The sequence below is a fragment of the Sphingobium cupriresistens LL01 genome (genome assembly GCF_001046645.1).
Classification (GTDB): Bacteria; Pseudomonadota; Alphaproteobacteria; order Sphingomonadales; family Sphingomonadaceae; genus Sphingobium; species Sphingobium cupriresistens.
Genome location: NZ_KQ130434.1, coordinates 504,071 through 526,989, shown reverse-complemented (window position 1 = coordinate 526,989; position 22,919 = coordinate 504,071). Strand labels below are relative to the sequence as shown.

Genomic DNA, 22,919 nt, shown 5'->3' with positions numbered 1-22,919 from the left:
CCCGGACGGCCTTTCGCAAGGAGCCGTCTCTCATGTCCTCTCCCCTGCGTTTTCTGCCTGCCGCTCTCGCCCTGTTGCTTTCACTGGCCGCGACACTCGCTGCCTACGCCCACGACGAAGCGGAGGCCGATCCCGCCCTCCTGCTCCAGGCTTTCAACGAAAGCTGCCGCCGGGGCTTCCCCGATCTGGATGCTATCGCCGCCCATGTTGTGACGCAGGGCTGGACGGAAACCACACCCCGACTCGTGTCGGGCAGCGGCCTCATCGTCATCCCGCGCATGTTCCACAAAAATGGACAGCTGCTGTCCCTCGTGACGCCCAATGGCGACGCATACAGCACCGTGTGCCAGGTCACGGGCGCGGGCACGACGCGCCTGACGGGAAAGGATGTCGCCGCGATCGCGTCGCCCAGCCTCAATGCGGGCGAACCGATGCTCGGCCCCGGCAATCCCAAGGAAGATGATCTGGCGGTCTGGACGGTCAAGCCAGGCATCACGGTGCAGGCCGGCGTCAATGTTTATCGCCGCGAGGTGCGCAGCCTCACCATTTCGGTCAGGCAGGCGCGCTGACCGATCAGGCCGACGGCGTCTCGCGATAGAGGATCGGAAACATGGCCTTGAACGCGGCCAGCTTGGGCGCGTCCCAGCGCAGGATATAGGGGTGGCGCGGATTTTTGCGCATGAAATCCTGATGGTCTTGCCCGGCGTTCTGGAAGCCGGTGAAGCGCTCGACCTTCGTCGCTATGGGATCGCGCCACAGGCCGGCCTTGCCGATCTGCGCCAGATAGGCGGTCGCCGCCTTGCCCTGCTCGCCGTTCAGCGGGAACAGTGCGCTGCGATATTGGGTGCCATGGTCCGGCCCCTGATAGTTGAGCGTGGTGGGATCGGCGATCACCGAGAAGAAGATGCGCAGCAAGGTGCCGTAGCTGACCTGGGCGGGATCGTAGGTGACGCGCACCGCCTCGGCAAAGCCGGTGTCGCCGCCGCTCACCATGTCATAATCGACGCGGCGACCGCGCGGCCCGCCGGCAAAGCCGGAGACGACGAGTTGGACACCTTTGACGTGGGAGAAAACGCCCTCCACACCCCAATAACAGCCGCCCGCAAACACCGCTGTCTCCAGCTTGCGCGTGGGCGAGGCGTCGACGGTCGGAACGGGGGCGAGGACGGTGCGCTCGGCGCGCAGGGGGGTAGCGACGGCAAGCGCCGCCAGAAACATCAGGGCCAGGCGGTCAGAGCGTCGCATTGGTCGAGGTCGCCGCGATCGCGGGCGATCCGAATACCGGAGCCTCCTCCGGCTGGAGCATGAACATGCCCACCGCGCCAATCGCGAACCCGCCCAGGAAGCGCAGGAACAGATCGGATTTCAGGAATGCCACCATGGCCAACGCCTTTCTAAAATATGGTTCAGGCCGTCTCGACCTGTCGACTACCTCCATGCGCCTTGCCCCTGACTGAACGGTCGGCCGCGCGGGAGCGGGTTTCGACCAGTGCCAGGGATAGAACGACGAAAAGGCGGCAGCCCTTAAATCAGTTTCTCTATGCAACGGGCATATAAGCCATGCCGCGTCAATCGCAAGACGGCACGGCGGGAAAAGGACCGTTTCCATTTTGTGACAAAAAGCGCGCGGGGAGGAAAGCCCGCGCCGTACTCCCGCGAAATCGGGAGCCCAGTTCAGACGGCGGGTCTGGGCTCCCGCCTTCGCGGGAGCACCAAACTCATCCTTATTTCAACGCGGCGCAGGCTTCCTGAATCCGCGTGCAGGCTTTTTTCAGCACGTCGTCCGACGTCGCATAGCTGATGCGGAAGGCGGGCGAGAGGCCGAAGGCGGCGCCATGGACGGCGGCGACCTTCGCTTCGTCCAGGAAATAGGCGATCAGCGTTTCGTCGCTGTCGATGGTCACGCCCTTGGGCGTCACCTTGCCGATCACGCCGCTGGCATCGGGATAGACGTAGAAGGCGCCTTCGGGCGTCGGGCAATCCAGCCCCGGCGCGTCGTTCAGCATCGCGACGACCATGTCCCGGCGCTTGCGGAACACACCGTTGCGCTCCTCCAGAAAATCCTGCGGGCCGGTGAGCGCGGCAACGGCGGCCGCCTGGCTGATCGAGCAGGGATTGCTGGTCGATTGCGACTGCAACTTGCCCATCGCCTTGATGATCCATTCGGGACCGCCGGCAAAACCGATGCGCCATCCCGTCATGGAAAAGGCCTTGGAGCAGCCATTGACCGTCAGCGTGCGGTCGTACAGCTCCGGGCACACCTGCGCGATGGTGGCGAAGGGGGTCGATGCGTACCAGACATGCTCGTACATATCGTCGGTCATCACCAGCACATGGGGATGGCGCAGCAGCACGTCGGCCAAGGCCTTCAGTTCATCGGCCGAATAGGCCGCGCCTGACGGGTTGGACGGCGAGTTCAGCATCACCCATTTGGTGCGCGGCGTGATCGCGGCGTCCAACTGGTCGGCGGTGATCTTGTAACCCTGTGACGCCGGGCCTTCGATGAAGACCGGGGTGCCGCCCGCGAAATTCACGATATCGGGATAGCTGACCCAGTAAGGCGCCGGGATGATGACTTCATCTCCCACATCGACCGTGGCGACCAGCGCGTTGAACAGCGTGTGCTTGCCGCCCGAATTGACGCTGATCTGGCTGCGCTTGTAATCCAGGCCGTTGTCGCGCTTGAACTTGAACATCACCGCTTCCTTGACGTCGGCGGTGCCGTCCACGTCGGTATAGCGGGTCAGGTTGTTGCGGATCGCCGCAATGCCCGCTTCCTTGACGAAATCGGGCGTGTCGAAATCCGGCTCGCCGGCCGACAGGCCAATCACGTCCACGCCTTGCGCTTTGAGCGCGTTCACACGAGCGCTCATGGCGAGCGTGGCGGACGGCTGGATACGGCCCAAGGCGGCGGAAGTCTGGCTCATGACAACAATCTTTCCTCAGAGCGATTTCAAATCAGGCAGAACAGCCCGTTGACTGCGAAATCGCATCAAAAAAATATAGAATCCCCAAGGCCCGCAATAAAAGCGGACGCGGCGTCCCTTAGTGCGCAACGGAAGATGGGGCAACCGCCAGATGCCGCTTATTGGCTTTACGGCAGAATAGGCCGGCTATCGCAGCCCATTCACTATAATGCAGTCATCGCGACCATGTCGCGGCGGCCATGCCCCGCGCCGCGTTGCCGATGAAGAAGCCGCGCTCCAGATCATAGGGACGCAGATCGCCTTCGACCGCTTCGCCCATGTCGATCAGGCTCTGGCGCAAGATGCCGGGCAGGATGCCGCGCGACAAAGGCGGCGTCACCAGCTTGTCGCCCCGTTCGACGAAGATGGAGGAGAAGCAGCCTTCGGTCAGATAGCCCTGCGCATCGATCAGCAGCACTTCATAGGTGCCGCCACGTTTCAGCGCGTCCTTGTAGAGGCTGCGATCGCTGGTCTTGTGCAGCAGGCGCAGGTCATCCGCGGGCGCATGGCGCGGCACGGCGGCGACCTTCATGATCGGATCGGGCCAGCCCAGATGACCGCGCACCTCGATCGCGATCGCCCCGCCGCGCGACAGCATCAGCCGCACCCGGCTGCGGTCGCGCAGGCGGAAGGTCGCGGCCTGCAATTCGTTGCGCACGTCATGGCGATCGATATGAAAGCCGAGCGCGTCGGCGCTCGCCTTGATTCGGGCAAGATGCCGTTCCAGCAACCTGATGCCTTCGAGCGGGTCGAAGGCCATGGTTTCGATGAGGTCGAACCGTCCGTCAGCCAATGCCATTGAAACTTTTCAAGCCCTTGCGCGCCAAAAGTCAACCACCCCTTAAGGATCAAGCCCAAGGTTAGGAGAGGGAGCGGGAGAGGAAGCGCCCCTTGGCCAGGCACTCCGCCCATTCGGATGCGCAATCCGAATCCGCGACGATGCCGGACCCCAGGCCAAGCCGCCCCGTTCCTGCGCCCTCTTCGACGGAAATGGTGCGGATGGCAACATTGAATGCGGCGTCGCCCTCCGGGTCGATCCAGCCCATCGTGCCGGTATAGACGCCGCGCGCATGAGGTTCGACCGCGTCGATAATCTCCATCGCCCGCACCTTGGGCGCGCCGGTGATGGAGCCGCAGGGGAACAATACGCGCAATACATCGACCGGCGACAGGCCCGGCAGGATGCGCGCGCGCACCGTCGACACCAGTTGATGCACGGTAGGATAGGTTTCGACCTTGAACAGATCGGGCACGGTCACGCTGCCTGCGCGCGACACGCGCGACAGGTCGTTGCGCAGCAGGTCCACGATCATCAGATTTTCGGCGCGTTGCTTGGGATCGCTTTCCAGCCAGCGGGCCTGCGCCGCATCCGCTGTGGGGTCGGCGGCGCGGGTGGCGGTGCCCTTCATCGGCCGCGCAGTCAGCTGGCCACGAACCTGGGTGAAGAAGAGTTCGGGCGAGAAGGACAGGATCGATCGATCGCCGGTACGGATCACCCCGCCATAGCCCGCCGCCGCGCGTGGCCGGACGGCGGCATAGAGGGCGAGCGAATCGCCCGCGACATCGACGTCGCAGGGGAAGGTCAGATTGACCTGATAAATGTCGCCGGCGCGGATATAATCCTGCACTCGGCCAAAGGCGACGCCATAAGCGGCCTCGTCCACCAAGGGGCGCAGCGGGCCGACGGTCGCGCCCGCCGGGTCGGGCAGCAGGTCGGGCAGCGTGCCGGGCGGGATCAGCCGCACCCCTTCGAACAGGCCGAACCACAACAGAGGCGCAGCGCCCGCGTCCTGCCGGTGCGCGATCGGCGCCAGCCGCTCCTCCAGCGCCAGTCCCGCCTCATAGGCCATATAGCCCGCGACATGCAGGCCGCTCTCCTGCGCTTCGGCGATGCGGTCGAGCGCAGGCTGCACATCGGCCATGCGGCGGGCGACGACGACCTCCACCGGGTCGCGGTAGAGGCGCGCGGGCGCCACGCTGCGCGCGCGCGCGTCGTCGAACAGGCAATAGGCTTCGTTGGGACCGGGCAGACGCATGGGCGCTTCTTAACAGGCTTTACAATCGGCGAAAGGCGGTAGGCCACCGACGCGCCATTGCGCCCGGCATTCAAAGCCCCTAGCTGCCGGGACGTGACCGATCCCGCGCCCCCGTCCGACCGCCCGACAGGCGCCGCCATCGGCCATGGGCTGCGGGGAAGATGCCCGGCCTGCGGCGAGGGGCGCATGTTCGCCCGCTTCCTGAAAACCGCGCCCAATTGCCCGTCCTGCGGCCTGGCGCTCGACGCGCATCAGGCGGACGACTTCCCCGCCTATATCGTCATCTTGCTGTTGGGCCATATATTAGTGCCACTGATGATCGAGGTGAACAGCGCCCTCGCCATCCCGCTGGGCTGGCAGGCGCTGATCTGGCCCAGCCTCGCCGTGCTGCTGGCCGTGGCGATGATCCAGCCGGTCAAGGGCGCGGTGATCGCGGTGCAATGGAGCCGGCGCATGGCGGGATTTCGCTAGGACCGATCGACATTCAGTCCCTTGACTACTGACTAACGCCCTGCGTGTTCCCGCGAAGGCGGGAACACGCAACGCTTAAATGGCGCTTTAAATCACTCCGGCTGGCGCAGGAAGTTCAGCTCCATCGCCTCGCGCAGCGTTTCGTCGATCGCGCGCCGGCCTTCGGCCCCATGGGTGACGACGGTGGTGTCGCAGGTGGCGACGCACACGCCCTTCTGGAAGCCGGCCGAACTGATCGTCCAACTGGTGCGGCCGATATGGCCGATCGCGCAATGCACCTCGAACGGATAGGGGAAATGCGATTCCTCGACGAAGTTCAGGTTCACGTTCGCGACCAGCCAGCGCACGCCCTGTTCCTGCGGATGGCGACCCATATGATGATGGAACCGGATGCGCGCGGTTTCGAAAATGCCGGAAATCGCCACATTGTTGATGTGGCCCATGGTGTCGAGATCCTGGAACCGCGTGTCGATGCTGGTGACGAAGCGATAAGCCTCCGGGTTCAGACGCCAGGATTCGGGTTTGGCCATGTCCTGCTATTTCCCTGATAATGAGCGTGCCGTAGCGACTTCCGATCGGACGCCGGAAATCGCGTCAATCCAACAGATAAGCCTCTTAACCCGGATGGCGGGTGATGCAATCGCGCCCATAAAAATGCCGCAACTGCGTCCTTTGGGACACATAAGGCGATGCGGCGGCAACGAAGCGTTTCGCCCCCGACCAATGGACTTGGCCGCAAGGGCGTCATAGTTTCGGGTCCGCCATGATCCAGGGAACCACCATGCAACGCTATAGCCGGGCCGCCATCTTCCTGCACTGGGCGATCGCCGCCCTGCTCGCCTTTCAGATCGCCGTCGGCTGGGCGCTGGAGGATCTGGGCGCGCGCGGCTTCGCCCTCTACCAGTTGCACAAGTCGGTCGGCATGACCGTGCTCGCGCTGACGCTGGCGCGGATCGCGGTGCGTTACTGGAAGCCGCGCCCGGCCAAGCTGGAAAATGGCTGGCAGGGCGCACTCGCGTCGGGCGTACATGGCGGTCTCTACGCCTTCATGCTGGGCGCACCGCTAACCGGCTGGGCGCTGGTGTCGACCGCGAAGGTCAAGGTGCCGACCCTGCTGTTCGGCGTCATCCCCCTGCCCCATCTGCCCTTGCCAGCGAGTGCGCATGGCCTGGCCGAAAACGGCCATGGCCTCATCGCCTGGCTGGGCATCGCGCTGCTGGCGCTGCACGTCGCGGGCGCGTTGCGCCATCATCTGCTGATGCGCGATGGCCTCATCTGGCGGATGGTGCCGGGGCGTTCCACCGCTCTGCTGGTCGCGCTGCCCGCGCTGATCCTGGTTGGCTTCGTCGCCGGCCGCGCGATCCTGCCCGCGCCGCAAACGACGCCTGCGCCAGCGCCGGTCGTCGAGGAAGCGGACGAGGACGCCGCGCCCGCCAACATCGCCGAAGCAGCCAGCGCCGCGGCCCCCGCCGACAATGTAGCGGCCAATGCGACGCAGGCCGCCGTCGAAGAACCCGTCGGCCCGCCGCCCGCCTGGACCGTGCAGCCCGGCGGCCACATCGGCTTTTCCGTCGGCAATGATGGCGAGACGATCAGCGGCGGCTTTGCCAAATGGACCGCGCAGATCGTCATGGACCCCGATCATCCCGACAGCGCCGACATAAAGGTGATGATCGACATGGCCTCGGCCAGCGTAGGCGACGCCTATAAGGACGGGATGTTGCCCGGCGACGAATTTTTCGGTGTCGCCGCTCATCCCACCGCAACCTTCACGGCCAAGGGCGCGGAAGCCACCGGTGCGAACCGCTACCGCGCGCGCGGCACGCTGACGCTCAGGGGCGTGACCAAGCCGCAGACGATCCGCTTCACCCTGTCCGGCAAGGACGCGATCCGCAAGGTCAGCGGCAGCGCGACCATCGCCCGCGCGCCCTTTGGCGTGGGCAATGGCGACAGCAGCACCGGCCTGGGACCACAGGTAGCGCTAACCTTCGCCTTCACGGCGAAGCGGCAGGATTGACATTCTCCGTTCGCTTCGAGCGAATTCGATAAGCGGCTGGCGCGGCGCAATCGTGCCTCGACTTCGCTCGACACGAACCGGCGGTGTCATCTAGGTTCGCACTCCTCCGTCAGGACAAGAATGATGCGCCTCCTTCTCCTCACCACCTCCCTGCTCGCCGCATCCCCCACCCCGGTCGCGGCGCAGGCGTTCATGTTCGAAACCGGCACTACCCTGCTCGCCAAATGCCGCAACAAGGCGCCCGAATATGCGCTCGCCTGCACCGCCTATATCGTCGGCGTGGTCGATGGCATCCGCAAGGACATGTTCATCGGCCGCGCCCGCCCGGTCTGCTGGCCCGACCGCATGAGCGCGGACGAGGCGCGGCGCACCGTCACCGCCTATCTCGAACGCTGGCCCGACCAGCGCCAGACGCCCGCTTCGCTCCTGGTCAGCGTCGCGCTCAACGAACGCTGGCCCTGCCAGAAATAGACAAATGATTGCGCGCACCTATGGTCCAACTGGTACAATCTTGCCTTGGCCCCCGGACCAGCGTAGGTGCGCCCCCTATTTTATCTCGACCAAGGAGACTCGACGTGGCGGCGAAGTGGACGCCGGATAGCTGGCGGAGCCAAAAGGGCATTCAGATGCCCTTTTACCGGGATGCAGACGCATTGGCGTCGGTAGAGGCCCAGCTTGGCCAGTTTCCGCCGCTCGTCTTTGCGGGCGAGGCGCGCAACCTGAAGACCGACCTGGCCAAGGTCGCCAATGGCGAAGCCTTCCTGTTGCAGGGCGGCGATTGCGCCGAAAGCTTCGCGGAGTTCCATCCGAACAACATCCGCGACACCTTCCGCGTGCTGCTCCAGATGGCGGTCGTGCTGACCTTCGCGTCGAAGCTGCCGGTGGTGAAGGTCGGTCGCATGGCCGGTCAGTTCGCCAAGCCGCGCTCGGCCGATACCGAAGTGATCGGCGGGGTCGAACTGCCCAGCTATCGCGGCGACAATGTCAACGACATCGCCTTCACGCCGGAATCGCGCGAGCCTGACCCGGCGCGGATGGTGCGCGCCTATAATCAGTCGGCCGCCACGCTCAACCTGCTGCGCGCCTTTTCGACCGGCGGCTATGCCAGCCTGGATCGCGTCCATGGCTGGATGCTCGATTTCATGGGACGTAGTCCCTGGGCGGCGAAGTTCGAACAGATGGCTGACCAGATCGGCCAGGCGCTCGACTTCATGCGCGCCTGCGGCCTGTCGGCGGAAACCGTGCCGCAGCTTGGCGGGACCAGCTTCTACACCAGCCATGAAGCGCTGCTGCTGCCGTTCGAACAGGCGATGACGCGGCAGGACAGCCTGACCGGCGACTGGTACGACACATCCGCCCACATGCTGTGGATCGGCGATCGCACCCGGTTCGAAGGGTCCGCCCATGTCGAATATCTGCGCGGCATCGGCAATCCGATCGGCCTGAAATGCGGTCCCACCCTGGAGCCGGACGCGCTGCTGCGCCTGCTCGATGTTTTGAACCCGCAACGAGAAGCCGGGCGCATCACGCTCATCACCCGCTATGGTCATGACAAGATCGAGGCCGGCCTGCCCAAGCTGGTGCGCGCGGTCCTGCGCGAAGGTCATCCAGTCATCTGGTCCTGCGACCCGATGCACGGCAATGTCATCAAGGCGGCGAACGGCTACAAGACGCGCCCGTTCGAGCGTATCCTGGCCGAAGTGCGCGGCTTCTTCGCCGTCCACCGCGCCGAGGGCAGCTTTGGCGGCGGCATCCATGCCGAAATGACCGGGCAGAATGTGACGGAATGCACTGGCGGCGCCATCGCCATCACCGACGAAGGCCTGGCCGACCGTTACCACACCCATTGCGACCCGCGTTTGAACGCGGCGCAGAGTCTGGAGCTGGCTTTCCTGCTGGCCGAAATGCTCAACGAGGAATTGAAGGAGCGGCGCGCCGCGGCGTGACGCAAGAAGGGCGGGATCGCATGATCCCGCCCTTTTTCCATCCGGGCATCACCTTCTCAACCCGTTCGGGCTGAGCCTGTCCAAGCCCCTGTCTTCTGAAATAATCGACGGCCCGATCAGCCCTCAGCCACCACCACGATGGTCAGCGCTTCGCCGCCCTCCGCGATTCCGATCAGCCGATCGACATTGGGATGCGCGCCCGGCCGGTTGCGGGCGTCGGCAGTATGTTCGGCGAACACCGCCAGGCCATGGTCGGCCGCCGCCGTATCCAGCCCGCCGAAACATTGTTTCAGATAATGATAGACCGCCAGCGAACCCTGCTTGCCCGGCTGGTTTTCAATTGTCGCGATCACCACGCCGTTGGCGTCGACCAGATCTATCCGTTGCACGCCGTCGATCGGCGGCAATAACGGCAGATTATCCTTGAAGATTGCGCCCGGTTCGATCGTCGCCAGCATATATTCCCGATCCTGCATTGTTGGTCGGGGCGGCCTGTCGCATCTTCCGCCGCACCGCGCAATCGCGTGAATTTCCATGCTCATGTGGTGGATTTGAAATACGCCACATCGTTGCGGCTTGGTCCGGAGCCTATTTCAAATCCGTCAACCACACGAGAATCAAATATTTGCTAGTGGCCCTGATGAATCTGAAGTTCGTTCAGCCCTGGCCCAATAATATGACGAACTTCATAATCAGGCCACTAGACCTATCTCGCCACCTTCCGCGCCTGCGCCCGGCGGGCGAAGATGTTCAGACACTCCACCAGCGTCGAAAAGGCCATCGCGGCATAGATATAGCCCTTGGGCACATGCACCCCAAAACCGTCGGCGATCAGCACCGCGCCGATCATCAGCAGGAAGCCGAGCGCCAGCATCACCACGGTCGGGTTGCGGGCGATGAAGTTGGCGAGCGGATCGGCCGCGATCAGCATCACCGTCACCGCCACGATCACGGCGATATACATGACCGCCAGATTGTCCGTCATGCCGACCGCCGTCAGGATCGAATCGAGCGAGAAGATCATGTCGAGCAGGATGATCTGCGTGATCGCCGCGCCGAAGGTGATGGTCGCCACGCTTTTCTTGTCGAGCACATCGTCGCCGCCCGCGGGATCGACCGTGTGATGGATTTCCTTGGTCGCCTTCCAGATCAGGAACAGGCCGCCTGCAATCAGGATCAGGTCGCGCCAGGAAAAATCGGTTTCGAAGGTCGGCGCGCCATGCTGGTCCAGCGGGCCGCTCAGCCCCAAGTCGAACACTGGCGCGGTCAGCCCGACGATCCAGGCGATCATCGACAGCAGGACGAGGCGCATCGCCAGCGCCAGCCCTATGCCGATCTTGCGCGCTTTGGGCCGTTGCGCTTCGGGCAATTTGTTGGTCAGGATGGAGATGAAGACAAGATTGTCGATGCCCAGCACCACTTCCATCACCACCAGCGCGACAAGCGCCGCCAGAGCCGTGGGGTCGGTAAAGGCGGTAATCAGGCTGTCCATATCGGTCCTTGCTTTATGCTGATCGGCACGCCTCCGAAACCAAAATGCGTTGGGCCGGGTTCCCTCATACATGCTTTGTCACATGACAACGCTAACAGCCGGTTTTGAAGGGGGACGATGGCTGGACTAGGTTGGCCGTCTGTCCTAGCGAAGAGCGCGTTTCTTCTTTCCTGCCCGGCGTCCCATATTATTTGCGAAAGGCGGCCTATGTCCCGAACCACCCTGACCCGTTTCCTGATCGAACAGCAACGCAACGCCAATGTCCTTCCCGGCGAACTGCGCCTGCTGATCGAAACCGTCGCGCGCGCGTGCAAGACGATCAGCCATGCGGTCAGCAAGGGCGCGCTGGGCGAAGTGCTGGGCAGCCTGGACAGCGAGAATGTGCAGGGCGAAGTGCAAAAGAAACTGGACGTGATCGCCAACGAACTGTTGCTCGACGCCAATGAATGGGGCGGGCATCTGGCCGCGATGGCGTCGGAGGAGATGGAGACGATCCACCTCATCCCCAATCGCTATCCCAAGGGCGAATATCTGCTGCTGTTCGATCCGATCGACGGGTCCAGCAATATCGACGTCGACCTGTCGGTCGGCACCATCTTTTCGGTGCTCAAGGCCCCCGACGCCTGCGCCGGACGGCAGGTGACCGAAGAGGATTTCCTTCAGGACGGCCGTCAACAGGTCGCCGCAGGCTACGCCATTTACGGACCGCAAACGCTGCTGGTGTTGAGCGTCGGCACCGGCGTCTATGAATTCACGCTGGACCGGGAAGTCGGCAGCTGGGTCATGACCGACCCGGACATGCAGATGCCCCAGGGCAAGTGCGAATTCGCGATCAACATGTCCAACCGCCGCCAATGGTCGCCTGCGGTGGCCCGCTATGTCGAAGAGCGCGTGATGGGCGGCGCCGGTCCGTGCGGCAAGGATTACAACATGCGATGGACCGCCTCCATGGTGGCGGACGTCCACCGCATACTCAAGCGCGGCGGCATCTTCCTATATCCCTATGACCATCGCAATCCTGGCAAGGCCAAGCTGCGCCTGATGTATGAAGCCAATCCGATGAGCTATCTGATCGAACAGGCGGGCGGCGCATCGAGCGACGGCTTCGTGCCCATCATGGACGTACCCGCCACTGGCCTGCACCAGCGCGTCGGCGTGGTGTTGGGCGACAAGGCGGAAGTCGAAGCGGTCGTCGCTTATGGCGCGGAAATGGCGAGCGCGTAAGCCGGGCAAGAAAAAGGGGGAGAGCGCGATTAGCGCTCGATCCCCCTGATGCTTCGGCTCGCCTTGCCGGTCTTACCGGCGGCTCCTCTCCAGAAACTTTTTATAGTGGCGCGCCGAGCAGCAGCAACGCTCTAGACCAACGGCGTGACAAAAAAAAGGCCGATCACAAGATCGGCCCGAAAGTTTTAGGAGAGGATGCCTGAAAGGCACAGTCTTTTTGTCCCGCCAACCGGATTTTCGCAAATGCGAAGGACGACAGGGCAGTTGCAAAATCCGCAATCGCTTGCCGACCCCTCCCCCACGATGATGGGCCGCCCCCCAATAGCCGCGTTTTTCCGAGTCGCGCTCATCGACATAAAGCAAATATCAGGGCTTGGCGGTTAAGCCCGGCACCATGCACGGACGAGCGCCAACTTCGGGTCCGGCGGATGGGGCCGCCAACGCCCCTCATGCCGCCGGGCGATATCGCCGCGACATAGACGGATTGCGCGCGCTGGCGATCCTGCCAGTGCTGCTGTTCCACGCCCATGCGCCAGGTTTTTCGGGCGGCTATGTCGGGGTCGATATCTTCTTCGTCATATCAGGCTATCTGATTACCGGCATCATCGCTCGCGAAGTCGATGACGGTCATTTTTCGCTCGCCCAATTCTACGAACGCCGTTTCCGCCGGATCATGCCCGCTCTGGCGCTGATGATTCTGGCCGTGCTCGGTGCGGCGGCCTGGCTCTATCTGCCCGGCGACCTGGAAGGCGTGCCGCGATCGGCGCTGGCGGCGACTTTGTTCGCTTCCAACCTCTGGTTCTTCACCGACACCGGTTATTTTTCCGGCGGCGCGGACGTGAAGCCGCTGCTCCACACATGGTCGCTGGCGGTCGAGGAGCAATATTATATCGGCTTCCCGATCCTGCTGATGCTGCTGGCGCGCACCGCGCCGCGCTGGCGCACCGGCGTCGTCGCGGCCATCGCGGCGGGATCGCTGGCGATCGCCATCGTCATGCAACGCGACACCAGCGGCTTCACCTTCTACCTGTTGCCGACGCGGGCATGGGAATTGTTCGCCGGGGCTTTGCTGGCGCTGGGCCCGGTTCCAGTGATCCCGGCTCGCTGGCTGCGCGAGGCGATTGCGGGGTGCGGCCTGATCGCGATCGCGCTGGCGGTCGGCTTTTACGATCGCACCACGATCTTCCCCGGCATCACCGCCCTCGCCCCGGTGCTGGGCGCCGCGGCGCTGATCCATGCCGCGCCGGGTACGCGGATCGGCCGGTTGCTGGGCTGGGGGCCGCTGGTCGGCGTGGGCCTCATCTCTTACTCGCTCTATCTGTGGCACTGGCCGTTGATCGTTTTCACCGAATATGCGACCGATTTGCCGCTGGCGGGGGGCAGGCAGATGGCGATCATCGGCGCATCGCTGCTGGCGGGCACGCTGTCCTGGCGCTTTGTCGAGCGCCCCTTCCGCGATTCGCGGCGCGTGCCGGGGCGGGCGATCTTTCTGTTCACCTGCGCGGCGATGGGCCTGCTCTGCATCCTGGCGCTGGCGCTGCTGGTGAAGGGCGGCTGGCCGTCGCGCTTCCCGCCGAAGGTGCTGGCGCAGATGGCAGGGCAACAGGATTTCGCACCCACGCGCAAGTCATGCCACGACACATTCATGCGTCACGCGACGCCCTGCGTCCTCGGCGCGGCGGCGGCGCCCGACGCGATGCTGTGGGGGGACAGCCATGGCGTCGAACTGACCTATGCCTTGTCGCTGGAGGCAAAGGCGCAGAATCGATCGCTGATCGAACGCACCACGTCCAGTTGCCCGCCGGTGCTGGGTTATCAGGCCAAGGATGCGCGCTGCGCCGCCGCCAACCAGGCGGCGTTCGATGCGATACGCGCCGATCCAGGGATCAGCCGCGTCTATCTCGCCGCTTTCTGGGCCAATGGCGATTTCGACGATCCCGCCTTTGTGGGCAAGCTGGACCGCACCATAGCCGCGATCCGGGCGCTAGAGCGACAGGTCGTTCTGATCGGCCCCGTTCCGCCCCAGCCGTTCGACGTGCCGCGGCGCTTGGCGCATCTGACGCAGACCGGACAGTTGGGGGAAGCACGGGGCGTCGACCGCGCTCATGTCGAAGCGCGGACCGTGCATCTGCGCGCGCTCTTCATTCGCTGGAAGGCGCGCGGCGTCTCGCTGATCGATCCTGTAGCGGCGCTGTGCCCGACCGGCCGCTGCGCCATCGAACGCGACGGCAAGCCGCTCTATTTCGATTCGCATCATCTCAGCACCGCGGGCGCTCGGTTGGTGATTGCCGCTAATCGCTGACCTATTCGGCGGCGAGCGCATAGCCCGCGCGCGGCAATTCGGCCGCCAATGCCTGCGCCATGCGCGTCACAACCGCCTGCATCCGCGCCACGCCCGGCCCCGGCCGGTCCAGCGTCGCGTCCAGATACAGCACCCGGTCGATTTCGACCTGCAGCGCGTGCAATCCATGCTCAGGGCGCCCATGCCGGTCGATCAGATGATCGCCGGCATAGGGGTGGTTTTGCGCCACGGTCAGGCCATGGCTCGCCGCGACATCGGCCGCCAGCATGATCAGTCGCCCCGATGCGCTGCGGCCGAACCGATCCCCCAGCACCATGCCCGGCGCAGGCTGCCCCGCACCGGTCGGCGCCAGCGGCGGCATGGAATGCATGTCGATCAGGATCGCATGGCCATGCGCGTCGCGCGCGTCCGCCATCATCTGGCCGAGCGCCGCATGATAGGGCCGGTGGAGCGTCTCGATCCGGTGGCGCGCCTCCGCCCAGCGCATCGGGCCGCGCCACAATTCATGCGCGCCCGGCAGGCGACGCGGGAAAAGACCCAGGCCCCCGCGCAGCTTCGCGCTGCTCTGAAGCGGGGCGTCGCGCGGCAGGTCGGCGATCATGCCGGGGTCGATCTCGCGCTCGTGCCGGTTGAGGTCGATCAATGCGCGCGGCGCGCGGGCGACGATGACGGTGAAACCCTGCGCGATCAGCGGATGGACCAAAAGATCGGCCCAACGATCCTCCAGCCGATGCAGGATCGACGAGGACACGCGCGCCGCGGCCAGCAGATCCTTATCATAGGCGCGCGCCGCATGGGGGACGGAAATCAGGACGGGGCGATCGGGAATCGCAGGACCATAAAGGTCGAAAGCGGTTTCGCTATGGGTCGGGGCGCGCGGCGCGGAATAATCCAATGCGGCTCCTTTCGCCAGCGCGCCGAAAAATCTTGTCCGGCTGGATAATATTTACACCTTGTCGCATATAGTGCGGCTTCGCGCCACCCCGTCGGGTATGCGCCAGGGGCTGCGGGGCGGCCGGATGAGAGTGTTGGGGGCGATGGTTCGCATTTTATTGGCCGAAGATGACGAGAGTATGCGGACCTATCTGGCCCGTGCGCTGGAACGGTCGGGTTATGAAGTCGTGTCGGTGGAGAATGGCCGCGACGCGCTGCCCCACATCGACACGGATCGGTTCGACCTGTTGCTGACCGATATCGTGATGCCCGAAATGGACGGCATCGAACTGGCGCAACATGCAGCGTCCGTGGCGCCGGACATGCGCATCATGTTCATCACCGGCTTTGCCGCCGTCACGCTGAAGGCCGGCAAGGCGGTGCCGCAGGCTAAGGTGCTGTCCAAGCCCTTCCACCTGCGCGACCTGGTGCTGGAGGTCGAGAGGATGTTCGGCGCCCAAAGCGTGCCGGCGTCGACCGACAGCCCGTAAAAGCGGCAACCGCGATGCCCGAACTTAATCGGGCACCACTTCTTCCATGTCGGGCGTCGGATCGAGCGGGATTCCCGCCATGGCGGCGTTGAACCGTTCGCGATCCAGCCCCTTTTCCCAGACCGACACCACCACCGTCGCCACCGCATTGCCGATGAAGTTGGTGAGCGCCCGCACTTCGCTCATGAAGCGGTCGACGCCCAGGATCAGCGTCATCCCCGCCACCGGCACGGACGGCACGATGGATAGCGTCGCAGCCAGCGTGATGAAGCCCGCGCCGGTTACGCCGGCCGCGCCCTTGGACGAGATCATCGCGACCAGCAGCAGCAATATCTGTTGCTCCAGGCTGATATCGACGTTGCAGGCCTGCGCAATGAACAAGGCCGCCAGCGTCATGTAGATATTGGTGCCGTCCAGATTGAAGCTGTAACCGGTCGGCACGACCAGCCCCACGACCGACTTGCGGCACCCGGCACGCTCCATCTTCTCGATCAGGCTGGGCAGCGCGGCTTCGGACGAGGAAGTGCCCAGCACCAGCAGCAGTTCGGCCTTCAGATAGCGGATGAGGTGCAGGATGTTGAAGCCGGCGAACCATGCCACCGTCCCCAGCACCAGCAGCACAAACAGCAGCGCGGTGAGATAGAAGGTCGCCACCAGCCCGGCGAGATTGGCGAGCGTGCCGACGCCATATTCGCCGATGGTGAAGGCCATCGCCCCGAAAGCGCCGATCGGCGCCGCCTTCATGAGGAAGGACACGAGCTTGAACACCGCATGGCTGGCCGATTCGAGCACCGTCATCAGCGGCTGCGCCTTGTCGCCGATCATGGTCAGCGCGATGCCGAACAGGATCGCCACGAACAATACCTGAAGGATATTGCCGTCCGCCACCGCCGACACCATGGTCGACGGAATGATGTTGATCAGAAAGCCGGTCAGGCTGCTTTCATGCGCCTTGTGCGCATAATCCGCGACCTTGCCCGCATCCAGCGTGGCCGGATCGATATCGAGCCCCGCGCCGGGCTGCACCACATTGGCGACAATCAGGCCGACGATCAGCGCCAGCGTCGAAAAGGTCAGGAAATAGGCGAAGGCCTTCGCCGCCACCCGGCCGATCGCGCCCAGTTCCTTCATGCCCGCAATGCCGGTGACGATGGTCAGGAAGATGACCGGCGCGATGATCATCTTCACCAGCTTGATGAAGGCCTCGCCCAGCGGTTTGAGCTGCTTGCCCGCATCGGGCCAGAAATGCCCGATCAGCACGCCCAGCGCGATCGCGACCAGCACCTGGACGTAAAGCTGACGATAGAAGGGTAGCCGTGGCGCCGTTTGAATCGGCGAGGATGGCGATGGCAGCATATGTCTTGGCGTCCCCTGTTTGGCTCGCAGCATATGGGCCGCCCCTGCCCTGTCCAGAAGAATATCGGCGCGTTTCAATTTCCTGCTTGCGCCCTAGCCCCGCCCCCGTTATTGGCCCCCTCCACGGCGGGCGTGTAGCTCAGTGGTAGAGCACTGTGTTGACATCGCAGGGGTCGCAAGTTCAATCCTTGCCACGCCCACCATGGAAAAGCCCGGCAGGCCAATGGCTTAGCCGGGTTTTTCTATGCCCTAAGCACAGTGACATTCGAGTGCTTTTGCGCGAGTTTTGCGTGCAGCGCCGTGCCTGCCATCTTCATGAGGTCGGCCAGCACATCGTCCAGCCCCTGCCTGAACCCCTTCAGATATCCGGGGTCATAGATGACGTAGCTCTCTGTCGTCTGGTCCAGCACACGGTGGCCCAGCACCATTGAGATTTCATCGGGCGGCACGCCACGGTTTGCCAAGATGGTCGCCATCGAGTGACGCAGGTATTTCGGGCCTCTCCCGGCCGGTATGCGCAGCGCTTCGCGTGCGGTGTCCCACGCTGATCGCACCGACTTGACCGCTATCTGTTCGATGACATTGATCTGCTGCTTTTGGTCGAACTCCTGCCGCTCCTGACAGACGAACCATTCGTCGGTCGCATCCAGCCAGTTGCGCAGCAAGGGCGCGACGGGGAGAGTTGGCCGGCGCTTGTTGGTCTGGAGGCGGCCAGCCGGGTTGAGATCGAACAGGCCAGCTTCTGGCATCCACTGCCCTCGCTCTGGCGTGACGTTGATATCCAGAATGGCGTCGGGGCGCGCGACGGTGCAAATCGCCGCGATGATGTACCGGCGCAGCGGGAGCAAGCGCGCTGGCGTCGTGTACGTGCCTGCCCCGGTCATTGTATAGTCGAGCAACTCCCCAATGGCCTGTAGCGACATGCGGTCATTCCGCTTCGCCGTCACCGCCCCGCGCGTCTTATGCTTGATGGGCGGGAGGTAGCGGATACGCCGATTATCGTAGGCGTGTTTGATCGCCGCCTTGAGTTGGATAACGCTCTCCTCGATTGTCGCCGGGGACCGCTTACGCGACATGCCATCTACCCAATGGCCAGCCGCGTCCTTCTTTCGGGCGACGATCGGAACGCCGATCGCCCATGCCCGGAAGCGCGCAAGAAACTGGTCATCGATCTGCTCTGGAAGGAATGGGTCGGAGAGCCGCCCGGCGTCCGCCTCATGATCCAGAAACAAGGTCATGAATTTCAGCCGAGCCTTGATGGATATGGCGCTGACCTGATGCTGGCCATGCAGGATCCAGTAATCCGTCATCGCCTCTGAGACAGTGTAGCTACTCTGGTCCGATTGCGTCGGGCGGTGAACCGCCAGATAGTGCGCGTCTAGCGCGTCGCAGGCGTGTCGAACATTTGCCGTGCGCGTGCTCTTGCGTTGGAGCCGTCCGTTTGCGGCGTCGTACCACCAGATGTAAAATCGGTCGCTGGCGGGGCGTCGGTCGGCGCCCCTGACATAATCGAGCCAGAACTCGCCTCGTTGATAGATGCCGCCTTTTTCCGTCGCCACTGTGCCTGCTCCTGAAGGATGCGCGCCTTTTCCTCAGCGAGGCGGCTGACAAAGCCGATGTCCGCCATGATATCCAGTTGATCGGGGTTCAGGGTGATGCCCCGGCCGCACTGGATCGCGCGCGATATCTTGCGGTCGAGGTCTATGACCGATTCGGCATAGCTGCGCTCAACTGCCATTAGACCCTCCGTCAGGCCCGAATAAATCGCAAGGGCCGATCATGGTTAAGGGGATGTCCCGTTTTGACTCGATCGCCATGTCGCGGCCTCGACCGCTCACCGCCTGTTCCTTTCAGCAAGTCTCCGGAGCGCACTCATGTCGACGCTGATCCGCCAAAGCGGCCAGCCGATCCACGCGACGACGAGGAACCAATCGAAGTTGGTCATGGCCTCGTCTCCGGCGCAACAGCCGTCATAGCCTGCCATATCTCTGCGACGCCAAGGCCGGGGCCGAGCCGCTTGATACCGCCCGCCAGCTTCCCTTTGTCGATCACGTCCCACGCTACTGCGATCATTTCAGGCGTCGGAAGATGCGGTGCTTCGGACGAATTTCGTACCAAGTCGCTTTCGACCTTCGCGATGATGTCGCGGATCAGCTTGTCAGGCACCGGCCTCATGCCAGCGCCCATTAGCAGCGATGCGATCTCTGCGCGCAGGCCTTCGTTTTCGGCGATCGTCATGGCGTCGGCTCCTTCCGCTGGAACGGCACGACGTTCTTGTCATCGACTTCGACCACCGGCAGGCTCAATTTCACCGCCCACGCCGCTGCCCGTCGGCGGGCATCTTCGATGCTGGTCGCCATGTCAGGTTCACGATTGTTGTCGACGCTGCCATCTGGTTTGACGACCTCGACCAGATGCGTGAGCCATGGGATATCCTTCGACCACGCCTTGATGATCTGGATCGTCCCCTCCGCCTTCCGCCATCCAGTAGGTTCCGGCTGGGGATCAGGCAGTGGCGCCCACATGGTCGGGTTGGCGTCGTAGAACGCTTCGTCATGCCAGCCGCCATCGCAGCGGGCGACCAGCAGCCACGGCGGCCCGACGGTGGCAGCGGGATCGTAGCCCAAAATCCAGCGATCATCATCCGGTGCGGCGCCGATGGGCTTTGGCACGGCCAATTCCCGCAAAGCCCGACTGGCCTCCGACATGAGGTTGCCGCAGTGGCTCAGTGTCGGCGTTTCACCGTCCGATGCCACGATATCGAGCCAGCACGCATCAAGGCGTGCCGCTATGTCGAGAAGGTCGGTCATTGCTCATCCTCAATCAAGCAGGGGTAGATGCCGGCCATGTCGGACAGGCAGGCAAGGCACTCGCAGGGAGTCGCGGTTTGCGACTCCCCTTCCGGCAACTCTTCGGAATCTCCGAATAGTTCGACCGCCTGCAACGGCTCCCACGGATCAGGCATGACCGGCGCGGGTTCGCCGGCCACCACGACGCGCTGTTGCACGCCGGGATTGCGCCAGCGTTTCCGGCCGCGCCCAAACGGCACGGCGACGCGGATCGCGCCAAGCGCATTCAAGGTGCGGCGGATGATGGCGATATTGTTCTTCGGGCCGTGGACGGTGTCGCCCGGCGTTCCTGGGATTGTCACGAAGCGTTCCCTTCCGTTGAAATGGAGGACGGCGCGCGGGTGGCGACCGGTCCTGTCGAAATTGACGGTCGCGCCCGGCCAGCGCCGGACCTCTTGGCGGATATCGTCATCGGGCTTCATCGGCCTGCCCTGCCGGCGGCGCATAAGCATAAGGCCGGGCGTCACCGCACATGGGACAGGTCGCGCGCTTCATGGCGTTCGCTGCCTTCATGATCTCCATCGGGAGATAGACGACGACCCAGCGGTGTCCGCAGCTTTCGACGCGGCACAGTGCCCATTGGGGTTTCCGGTCTGCGGTCACTGGCGCTGCCCCGCCCATGCCAAGAAGCACGTCCCGCAGACGCGTGGGGGCGTCTTGGGCGCATGAGGTCGGAAGAAGGCGGCGTGACCGCACCAAGAGCATTCGCCCTCTTCATTGTCGGTGAACTGCGTCGGCTCGCCTTTACGGCAGCATACGACGATGTCCGCCATTTCGGCTTGTTCGGGGGTGGCGATCTTCATGGCTGCGCCTCCCCCTCTTCCTCATAGGCCATCAGCAGCACCCGGCGCAGGGCCAGAGCGCGCTCTTCGCCGCCGCCTTTGACCTCGTTCAGGAAGCTGGCCCATTCCTTCTGGTCGCGCTTGAGCAGCGCCCGGAACATCCGGTCGTGGTCGAAGTCATCGGGTGGATTGACGGCCAGCTTCGTCAGCGCCGTGAACATGCTGGACCCGGCGTTCAGCACCTCGTCCGGCCACGCCTCCTGCATCGTGCGCAATGCGAGCTGGCAGACTGTCGCGCCATGCTTGCGCAGCACCTTCGATATGGCGCTGGTGAAGGCGACCTCGCCCGCTACCCAGCTTTGCGACCCGGTGCGCCGCGACACGGTGAAGCCCGCGTCGGTGATGAGCTTGGCGATCTCGATTGCCTCGCTATCCCCGCTAGCAATAGCCGCGTGGAAGTCGTCCAGCCGGTTCATCGGCTTGCGCGCCCGGTTCATGGCGACGAACATGGCCGCCTCATCCGCCACGCTGCCATAGACGCCGATGACGCATGGCAGGAATGGAATGTCGCCGCGCAGGATCGCCGCGGCTAAACGGTGCTGGCCATCAAGCACCCATAGCGAGCCGTCGTCACGCTTCGACACGACCAGCGGCAGGCACATGCGCCAGTCCCAGCCGTTGGCGATCTTCTTGATGAGCGCCTGGCTCGCGCCGTTGTCGGTCGAGCGCTGATAGCTGTCGTCAAGGTTCAGTTCTGACGGGTGGCGGTTTTCGATCGAGGGCGGATTGCCCTTGGCGATAGGCCATTTCTTTAATGCACCGCTGGCCGCCGTCGCCTGTCCCGCCGTCCGGCTAGAAGCGGTGGTTTTCCTCGCGGGATCGATCGGTAATTTCGCCGCAGATTGCGGGACAATTCCACCCAGCCGCCGTGTGATGTCGTCGGTAACGTCCTCACGCGGGGCATGGTCGGCGGTTGCTGTTGGTCCGCGTGGCGTGCTGGGCAGCGCCGCATATGCGCCGCTATCCTTCTCGTCCAGTTCCTCCAGCAGCCCGCGCGCTTCGCCTCCCGGGCGCGTGTAAAGGATCCCCTTGCGCTCGATCACGATATGACCGACCAGCACGCGGGCCTGCACCTTATCCAGCCCGGCGCGGGTGTGGATCATGAAGGTGCCGTTGGCCTCGCGCCTGCCGATCATGCGCGTCTGCGCCCAATCGGGGATAGGGTTCGTGCCCTTGTTGATCCATGACTGGACCGACAGAGAAGGCGGAAGGGGCGCGCTTGTCATCACGCACCGCCTTTCGAGCCGGGCGACATCGGGGGAATGTCGCCCGGCTCTCCCGGCCGCCGTGGGGAGGGGGCAGCGGCCGGAATGTGGTCGGCTTCGGCCTTGGCGCGAAGCACTTCCTGGAACACGATCATCACGCGGCCGGGATTGGCGGCGGCTTCCGTCTCCGCAGCGGTCGAGGCTGCGTCCAGCGTCTGGTAGCGCAGGCGCGGCAGCGTCGATCCGGGGCGCATGGTGCGGCCCTTGCGCGCCACCATGAAGGTGTGCGCCGTGGGCACAGTGAGGCGAACGTCTGTCATTCGCCGTCTGCCTTGCGCAAGATGCCGCGCAGGATGACCCCGGCGTCGCTCAGCAGCGTGAAGCTGGCCTGAAATTCGTCGTGGTGCCGCGTTTCCGCCGGGATACGCTGGATCACGTCCATGGCATCGACGGCGACCAGCATGGACCATGCGCTGCGGACAGCCTCGTTTATTTCGCCGATTTCGGCGTTCAGGCTCTCGATCTTGGCGATATCGGCGGGCGAGCGCGTGGACGGGTTCGGGAAGCCTGCGATCTCGCAGAAGCGGCTGAAGGCGTTCATCTGGGCTGTGGCCGCATCCATCTTGTCCCGCGTCGTGGCGGCGGGACGGGCGCAGACGATATTGTGTTCGGCGACCGCGCTCAGATAGGCCTCGTAGGCGGTAGTCTCGGCGGCGGTATAGTCGCGCGCGGCGGTGTCGGCGGTGGGCATGGCTATGCGCGCGTTCAGGGCGAGTGGCGGGACACCAT

26 protein-coding genes and 1 tRNA gene are annotated in these 22,919 nt (G+C 64.1%); 9 read left to right on the top strand and 18 right to left on the bottom strand.

Going from position 1 to position 22,919, the window contains the following annotated elements; all coding sequences use genetic code 11:
• Positions 1-32 precede the first annotated feature (32 nt).
• Positions 33-569, top strand: coding sequence for a hypothetical protein (locus tag V473_RS02595; RefSeq protein WP_066600197.1), 537 nt, complete (start codon positions 33-35; stop codon positions 567-569).
• A gap of 4 nt (positions 570-573) precedes the next feature.
• Here V473_RS02595 and msrA read toward each other — a convergent pair whose 3' ends face one another.
• From msrA to pabB, 5 genes are all read right to left on the bottom strand, one after another.
• Positions 574-1,245: a peptide-methionine (S)-S-oxide reductase MsrA gene (gene msrA / locus V473_RS02590; protein WP_066600194.1), complete on the bottom strand. Its 672-nt coding sequence runs from the start codon at positions 1,243-1,245 to the stop codon at positions 574-576.
• Complete coding sequence (locus V473_RS23965; protein ID WP_165363628.1) at positions 1,232-1,381, bottom strand: hypothetical protein; 150 nt, start codon at positions 1,379-1,381, stop codon at positions 1,232-1,234. Before V473_RS23965 ends, msrA begins: the two co-directional genes overlap by 14 nt.
• 343 nt (positions 1,382-1,724) lie before the next feature.
• Positions 1,725-2,927, bottom strand: coding sequence for a pyridoxal phosphate-dependent aminotransferase (locus V473_RS02585; protein ID WP_066600191.1), 1,203 nt, complete (start codon positions 2,925-2,927; stop codon positions 1,725-1,727).
• A 214-nt stretch (positions 2,928-3,141) separates the two neighbouring features.
• On the bottom strand, positions 3,142-3,765 hold the full coding sequence (locus V473_RS02580; RefSeq protein WP_066600188.1) for an aminotransferase class IV: 624 nt from the start codon (positions 3,763-3,765) through the stop codon (positions 3,142-3,144).
• Between the two features lie 61 nt (positions 3,766-3,826).
• Complete coding sequence (gene pabB, locus V473_RS02575; RefSeq protein WP_066600186.1) at positions 3,827-5,002, bottom strand: aminodeoxychorismate synthase component I; 1,176 nt, start codon at positions 5,000-5,002, stop codon at positions 3,827-3,829.
• A gap of 93 nt (positions 5,003-5,095) precedes the next feature.
• On the opposite strand from pabB, the gene V473_RS02570 reads away from it, so the two are divergent.
• Entirely contained in the window at positions 5,096-5,473 is a 378-nt protein-coding gene (locus V473_RS02570; RefSeq protein WP_066600185.1) for a DUF983 domain-containing protein, read from the top strand.
• Positions 5,474-5,565: 92 nt separating this feature from the next.
• Here V473_RS02570 and V473_RS02565 read toward each other — a convergent pair whose 3' ends face one another.
• The gene (locus tag V473_RS02565; protein ID WP_066600184.1) at positions 5,566-6,003 is read right to left on the bottom strand and encodes an acyl-CoA thioesterase; all 438 of its coding nucleotides are present in this window, start codon (positions 6,001-6,003) and stop codon (positions 5,566-5,568) included.
• A gap of 251 nt (positions 6,004-6,254) precedes the next feature.
• On the opposite strand from V473_RS02565, the gene V473_RS02560 reads away from it, so the two are divergent.
• The 3 genes from V473_RS02560 to V473_RS02550 all read left to right on the top strand — a co-directional run bounded on the left by V473_RS02560 (position 6,255) and on the right by V473_RS02550 (position 9,436).
• Entirely contained in the window at positions 6,255-7,490 is a 1,236-nt protein-coding gene (locus tag V473_RS02560) for a YceI family protein (RefSeq protein WP_066604902.1), read from the top strand.
• A 123-nt stretch (positions 7,491-7,613) separates the two neighbouring features.
• Positions 7,614-7,961 carry a Rap1a/Tai family immunity protein gene (locus tag V473_RS02555; RefSeq protein ID WP_066604900.1) on the top strand — a complete coding sequence of 116 codons (348 nt, stop codon included), beginning with the start codon at positions 7,614-7,616 and terminating at the stop codon, positions 7,959-7,961.
• A 104-nt stretch (positions 7,962-8,065) separates the two neighbouring features.
• Positions 8,066-9,436 (top strand): class II 3-deoxy-7-phosphoheptulonate synthase, encoded by a 1,371-nt coding sequence (locus V473_RS02550; RefSeq protein WP_066600182.1) that lies wholly within the window; start codon positions 8,066-8,068, stop codon positions 9,434-9,436.
• 116 nt (positions 9,437-9,552) lie between these two features.
• On the opposite strand, the gene V473_RS02545 is transcribed toward V473_RS02550, so the two are convergent.
• Entirely contained in the window at positions 9,553-9,894 is a 342-nt protein-coding gene (locus tag V473_RS02545; protein ID WP_066604899.1) for a DUF2322 family protein, read from the bottom strand.
• Between the two features lie 248 nt (positions 9,895-10,142).
• A complete protein-coding gene (locus V473_RS02540) occupies positions 10,143-10,928 on the bottom strand; it encodes a TerC family protein (RefSeq protein ID WP_066600177.1) in 786 nt (261 codons plus the stop codon).
• A gap of 207 nt (positions 10,929-11,135) precedes the next feature.
• Between V473_RS02540 and V473_RS02535 the strand changes: the two genes are divergently transcribed.
• Both V473_RS02535 and V473_RS02530 read left to right on the top strand, forming a co-directional pair.
• A complete protein-coding gene (locus V473_RS02535; RefSeq protein WP_066600176.1) occupies positions 11,136-12,152 on the top strand; it encodes a class 1 fructose-bisphosphatase in 1,017 nt (338 codons plus the stop codon).
• Positions 12,153-12,546: 394 nt separating this feature from the next.
• Entirely contained in the window at positions 12,547-14,454 is a 1,908-nt protein-coding gene (locus V473_RS02530; RefSeq protein ID WP_082678956.1) for an acyltransferase family protein, read from the top strand.
• A gap of 1 nt (position 14,455) precedes the next feature.
• Here the strand turns inward: V473_RS02530 and V473_RS02525 are convergent, their stop codons facing one another.
• The gene (locus V473_RS02525) at positions 14,456-15,349 is read right to left on the bottom strand and encodes an N-formylglutamate amidohydrolase (RefSeq protein ID WP_066600175.1); all 894 of its coding nucleotides are present in this window, start codon (positions 15,347-15,349) and stop codon (positions 14,456-14,458) included.
• A gap of 142 nt (positions 15,350-15,491) precedes the next feature.
• Here V473_RS02525 and cpdR point away from each other — a divergent pair, with 142 nt between their 5' ends.
• On the top strand, positions 15,492-15,878 hold the full coding sequence (gene cpdR, locus V473_RS02520; protein WP_066600174.1) for a cell cycle two-component system response regulator CpdR: 387 nt from the start codon (positions 15,492-15,494) through the stop codon (positions 15,876-15,878).
• Positions 15,879-15,902: 24 nt separating this feature from the next.
• Here the strand turns inward: cpdR and V473_RS02515 are convergent, their stop codons facing one another.
• Positions 15,903-17,234 carry a dicarboxylate/amino acid:cation symporter gene (locus V473_RS02515; protein ID WP_066600173.1) on the bottom strand — a complete coding sequence of 444 codons (1,332 nt, stop codon included), beginning with the start codon at positions 17,232-17,234 and terminating at the stop codon, positions 15,903-15,905.
• Between the two features lie 128 nt (positions 17,235-17,362).
• Here V473_RS02515 and V473_RS02510 point away from each other — a divergent pair.
• Positions 17,363-17,437 (top strand) — tRNA-Val (locus tag V473_RS02510).
• A 39-nt stretch (positions 17,438-17,476) separates the two neighbouring features.
• Here the strand turns inward: V473_RS02510 and V473_RS02505 are convergent.
• The 8 genes from V473_RS02505 to V473_RS02470 all read right to left on the bottom strand — a co-directional run bounded on the left by V473_RS02505 (position 17,477) and on the right by V473_RS02470 (position 22,881).
• Positions 17,477-18,793, bottom strand: coding sequence for a site-specific integrase (locus V473_RS02505; protein WP_148648312.1), 1,317 nt, complete (start codon positions 18,791-18,793; stop codon positions 17,477-17,479).
• 382 nt (positions 18,794-19,175) lie between these two features.
• Positions 19,176-19,472: a hypothetical protein gene (locus V473_RS02495; RefSeq protein ID WP_066600164.1), complete on the bottom strand. Its 297-nt coding sequence runs from the start codon at positions 19,470-19,472 to the stop codon at positions 19,176-19,178.
• The gene (locus V473_RS02490; RefSeq protein ID WP_066600163.1) at positions 19,469-20,044 is read right to left on the bottom strand and encodes a hypothetical protein; all 576 of its coding nucleotides are present in this window, start codon (positions 20,042-20,044) and stop codon (positions 19,469-19,471) included. Before V473_RS02490 ends, V473_RS02495 begins: the two co-directional genes overlap by 4 nt.
• Entirely contained in the window at positions 20,041-20,505 is a 465-nt protein-coding gene (locus V473_RS02485; protein WP_148648311.1) for a hypothetical protein, read from the bottom strand. Before V473_RS02485 ends, V473_RS02490 begins: the two co-directional genes overlap by 4 nt.
• Positions 20,506-20,682: 177 nt before the next feature.
• Positions 20,683-20,886, bottom strand: a complete 204-nt coding sequence (locus V473_RS23415) for a hypothetical protein (protein ID WP_148648310.1) — start codon at positions 20,884-20,886, stop codon at positions 20,683-20,685.
• On the bottom strand, positions 20,883-22,151 hold the full coding sequence (locus V473_RS02480; RefSeq protein ID WP_244884327.1) for a DUF6551 family protein: 1,269 nt from the start codon (positions 22,149-22,151) through the stop codon (positions 20,883-20,885). The genes V473_RS23415 and V473_RS02480 overlap by 4 nt, the downstream gene beginning before the upstream one ends.
• Entirely contained in the window at positions 22,151-22,450 is a 300-nt protein-coding gene (locus V473_RS02475; RefSeq protein WP_066600160.1) for a hypothetical protein, read from the bottom strand. Before V473_RS02475 ends, V473_RS02480 begins: the two co-directional genes overlap by 1 nt.
• The gene (locus tag V473_RS02470) at positions 22,447-22,881 is read right to left on the bottom strand and encodes a hypothetical protein (RefSeq protein ID WP_066600159.1); all 435 of its coding nucleotides are present in this window, start codon (positions 22,879-22,881) and stop codon (positions 22,447-22,449) included. The genes V473_RS02475 and V473_RS02470 overlap by 4 nt, the downstream gene beginning before the upstream one ends.
• Between the last annotated feature and the right edge of the window lie 38 nt (positions 22,882-22,919).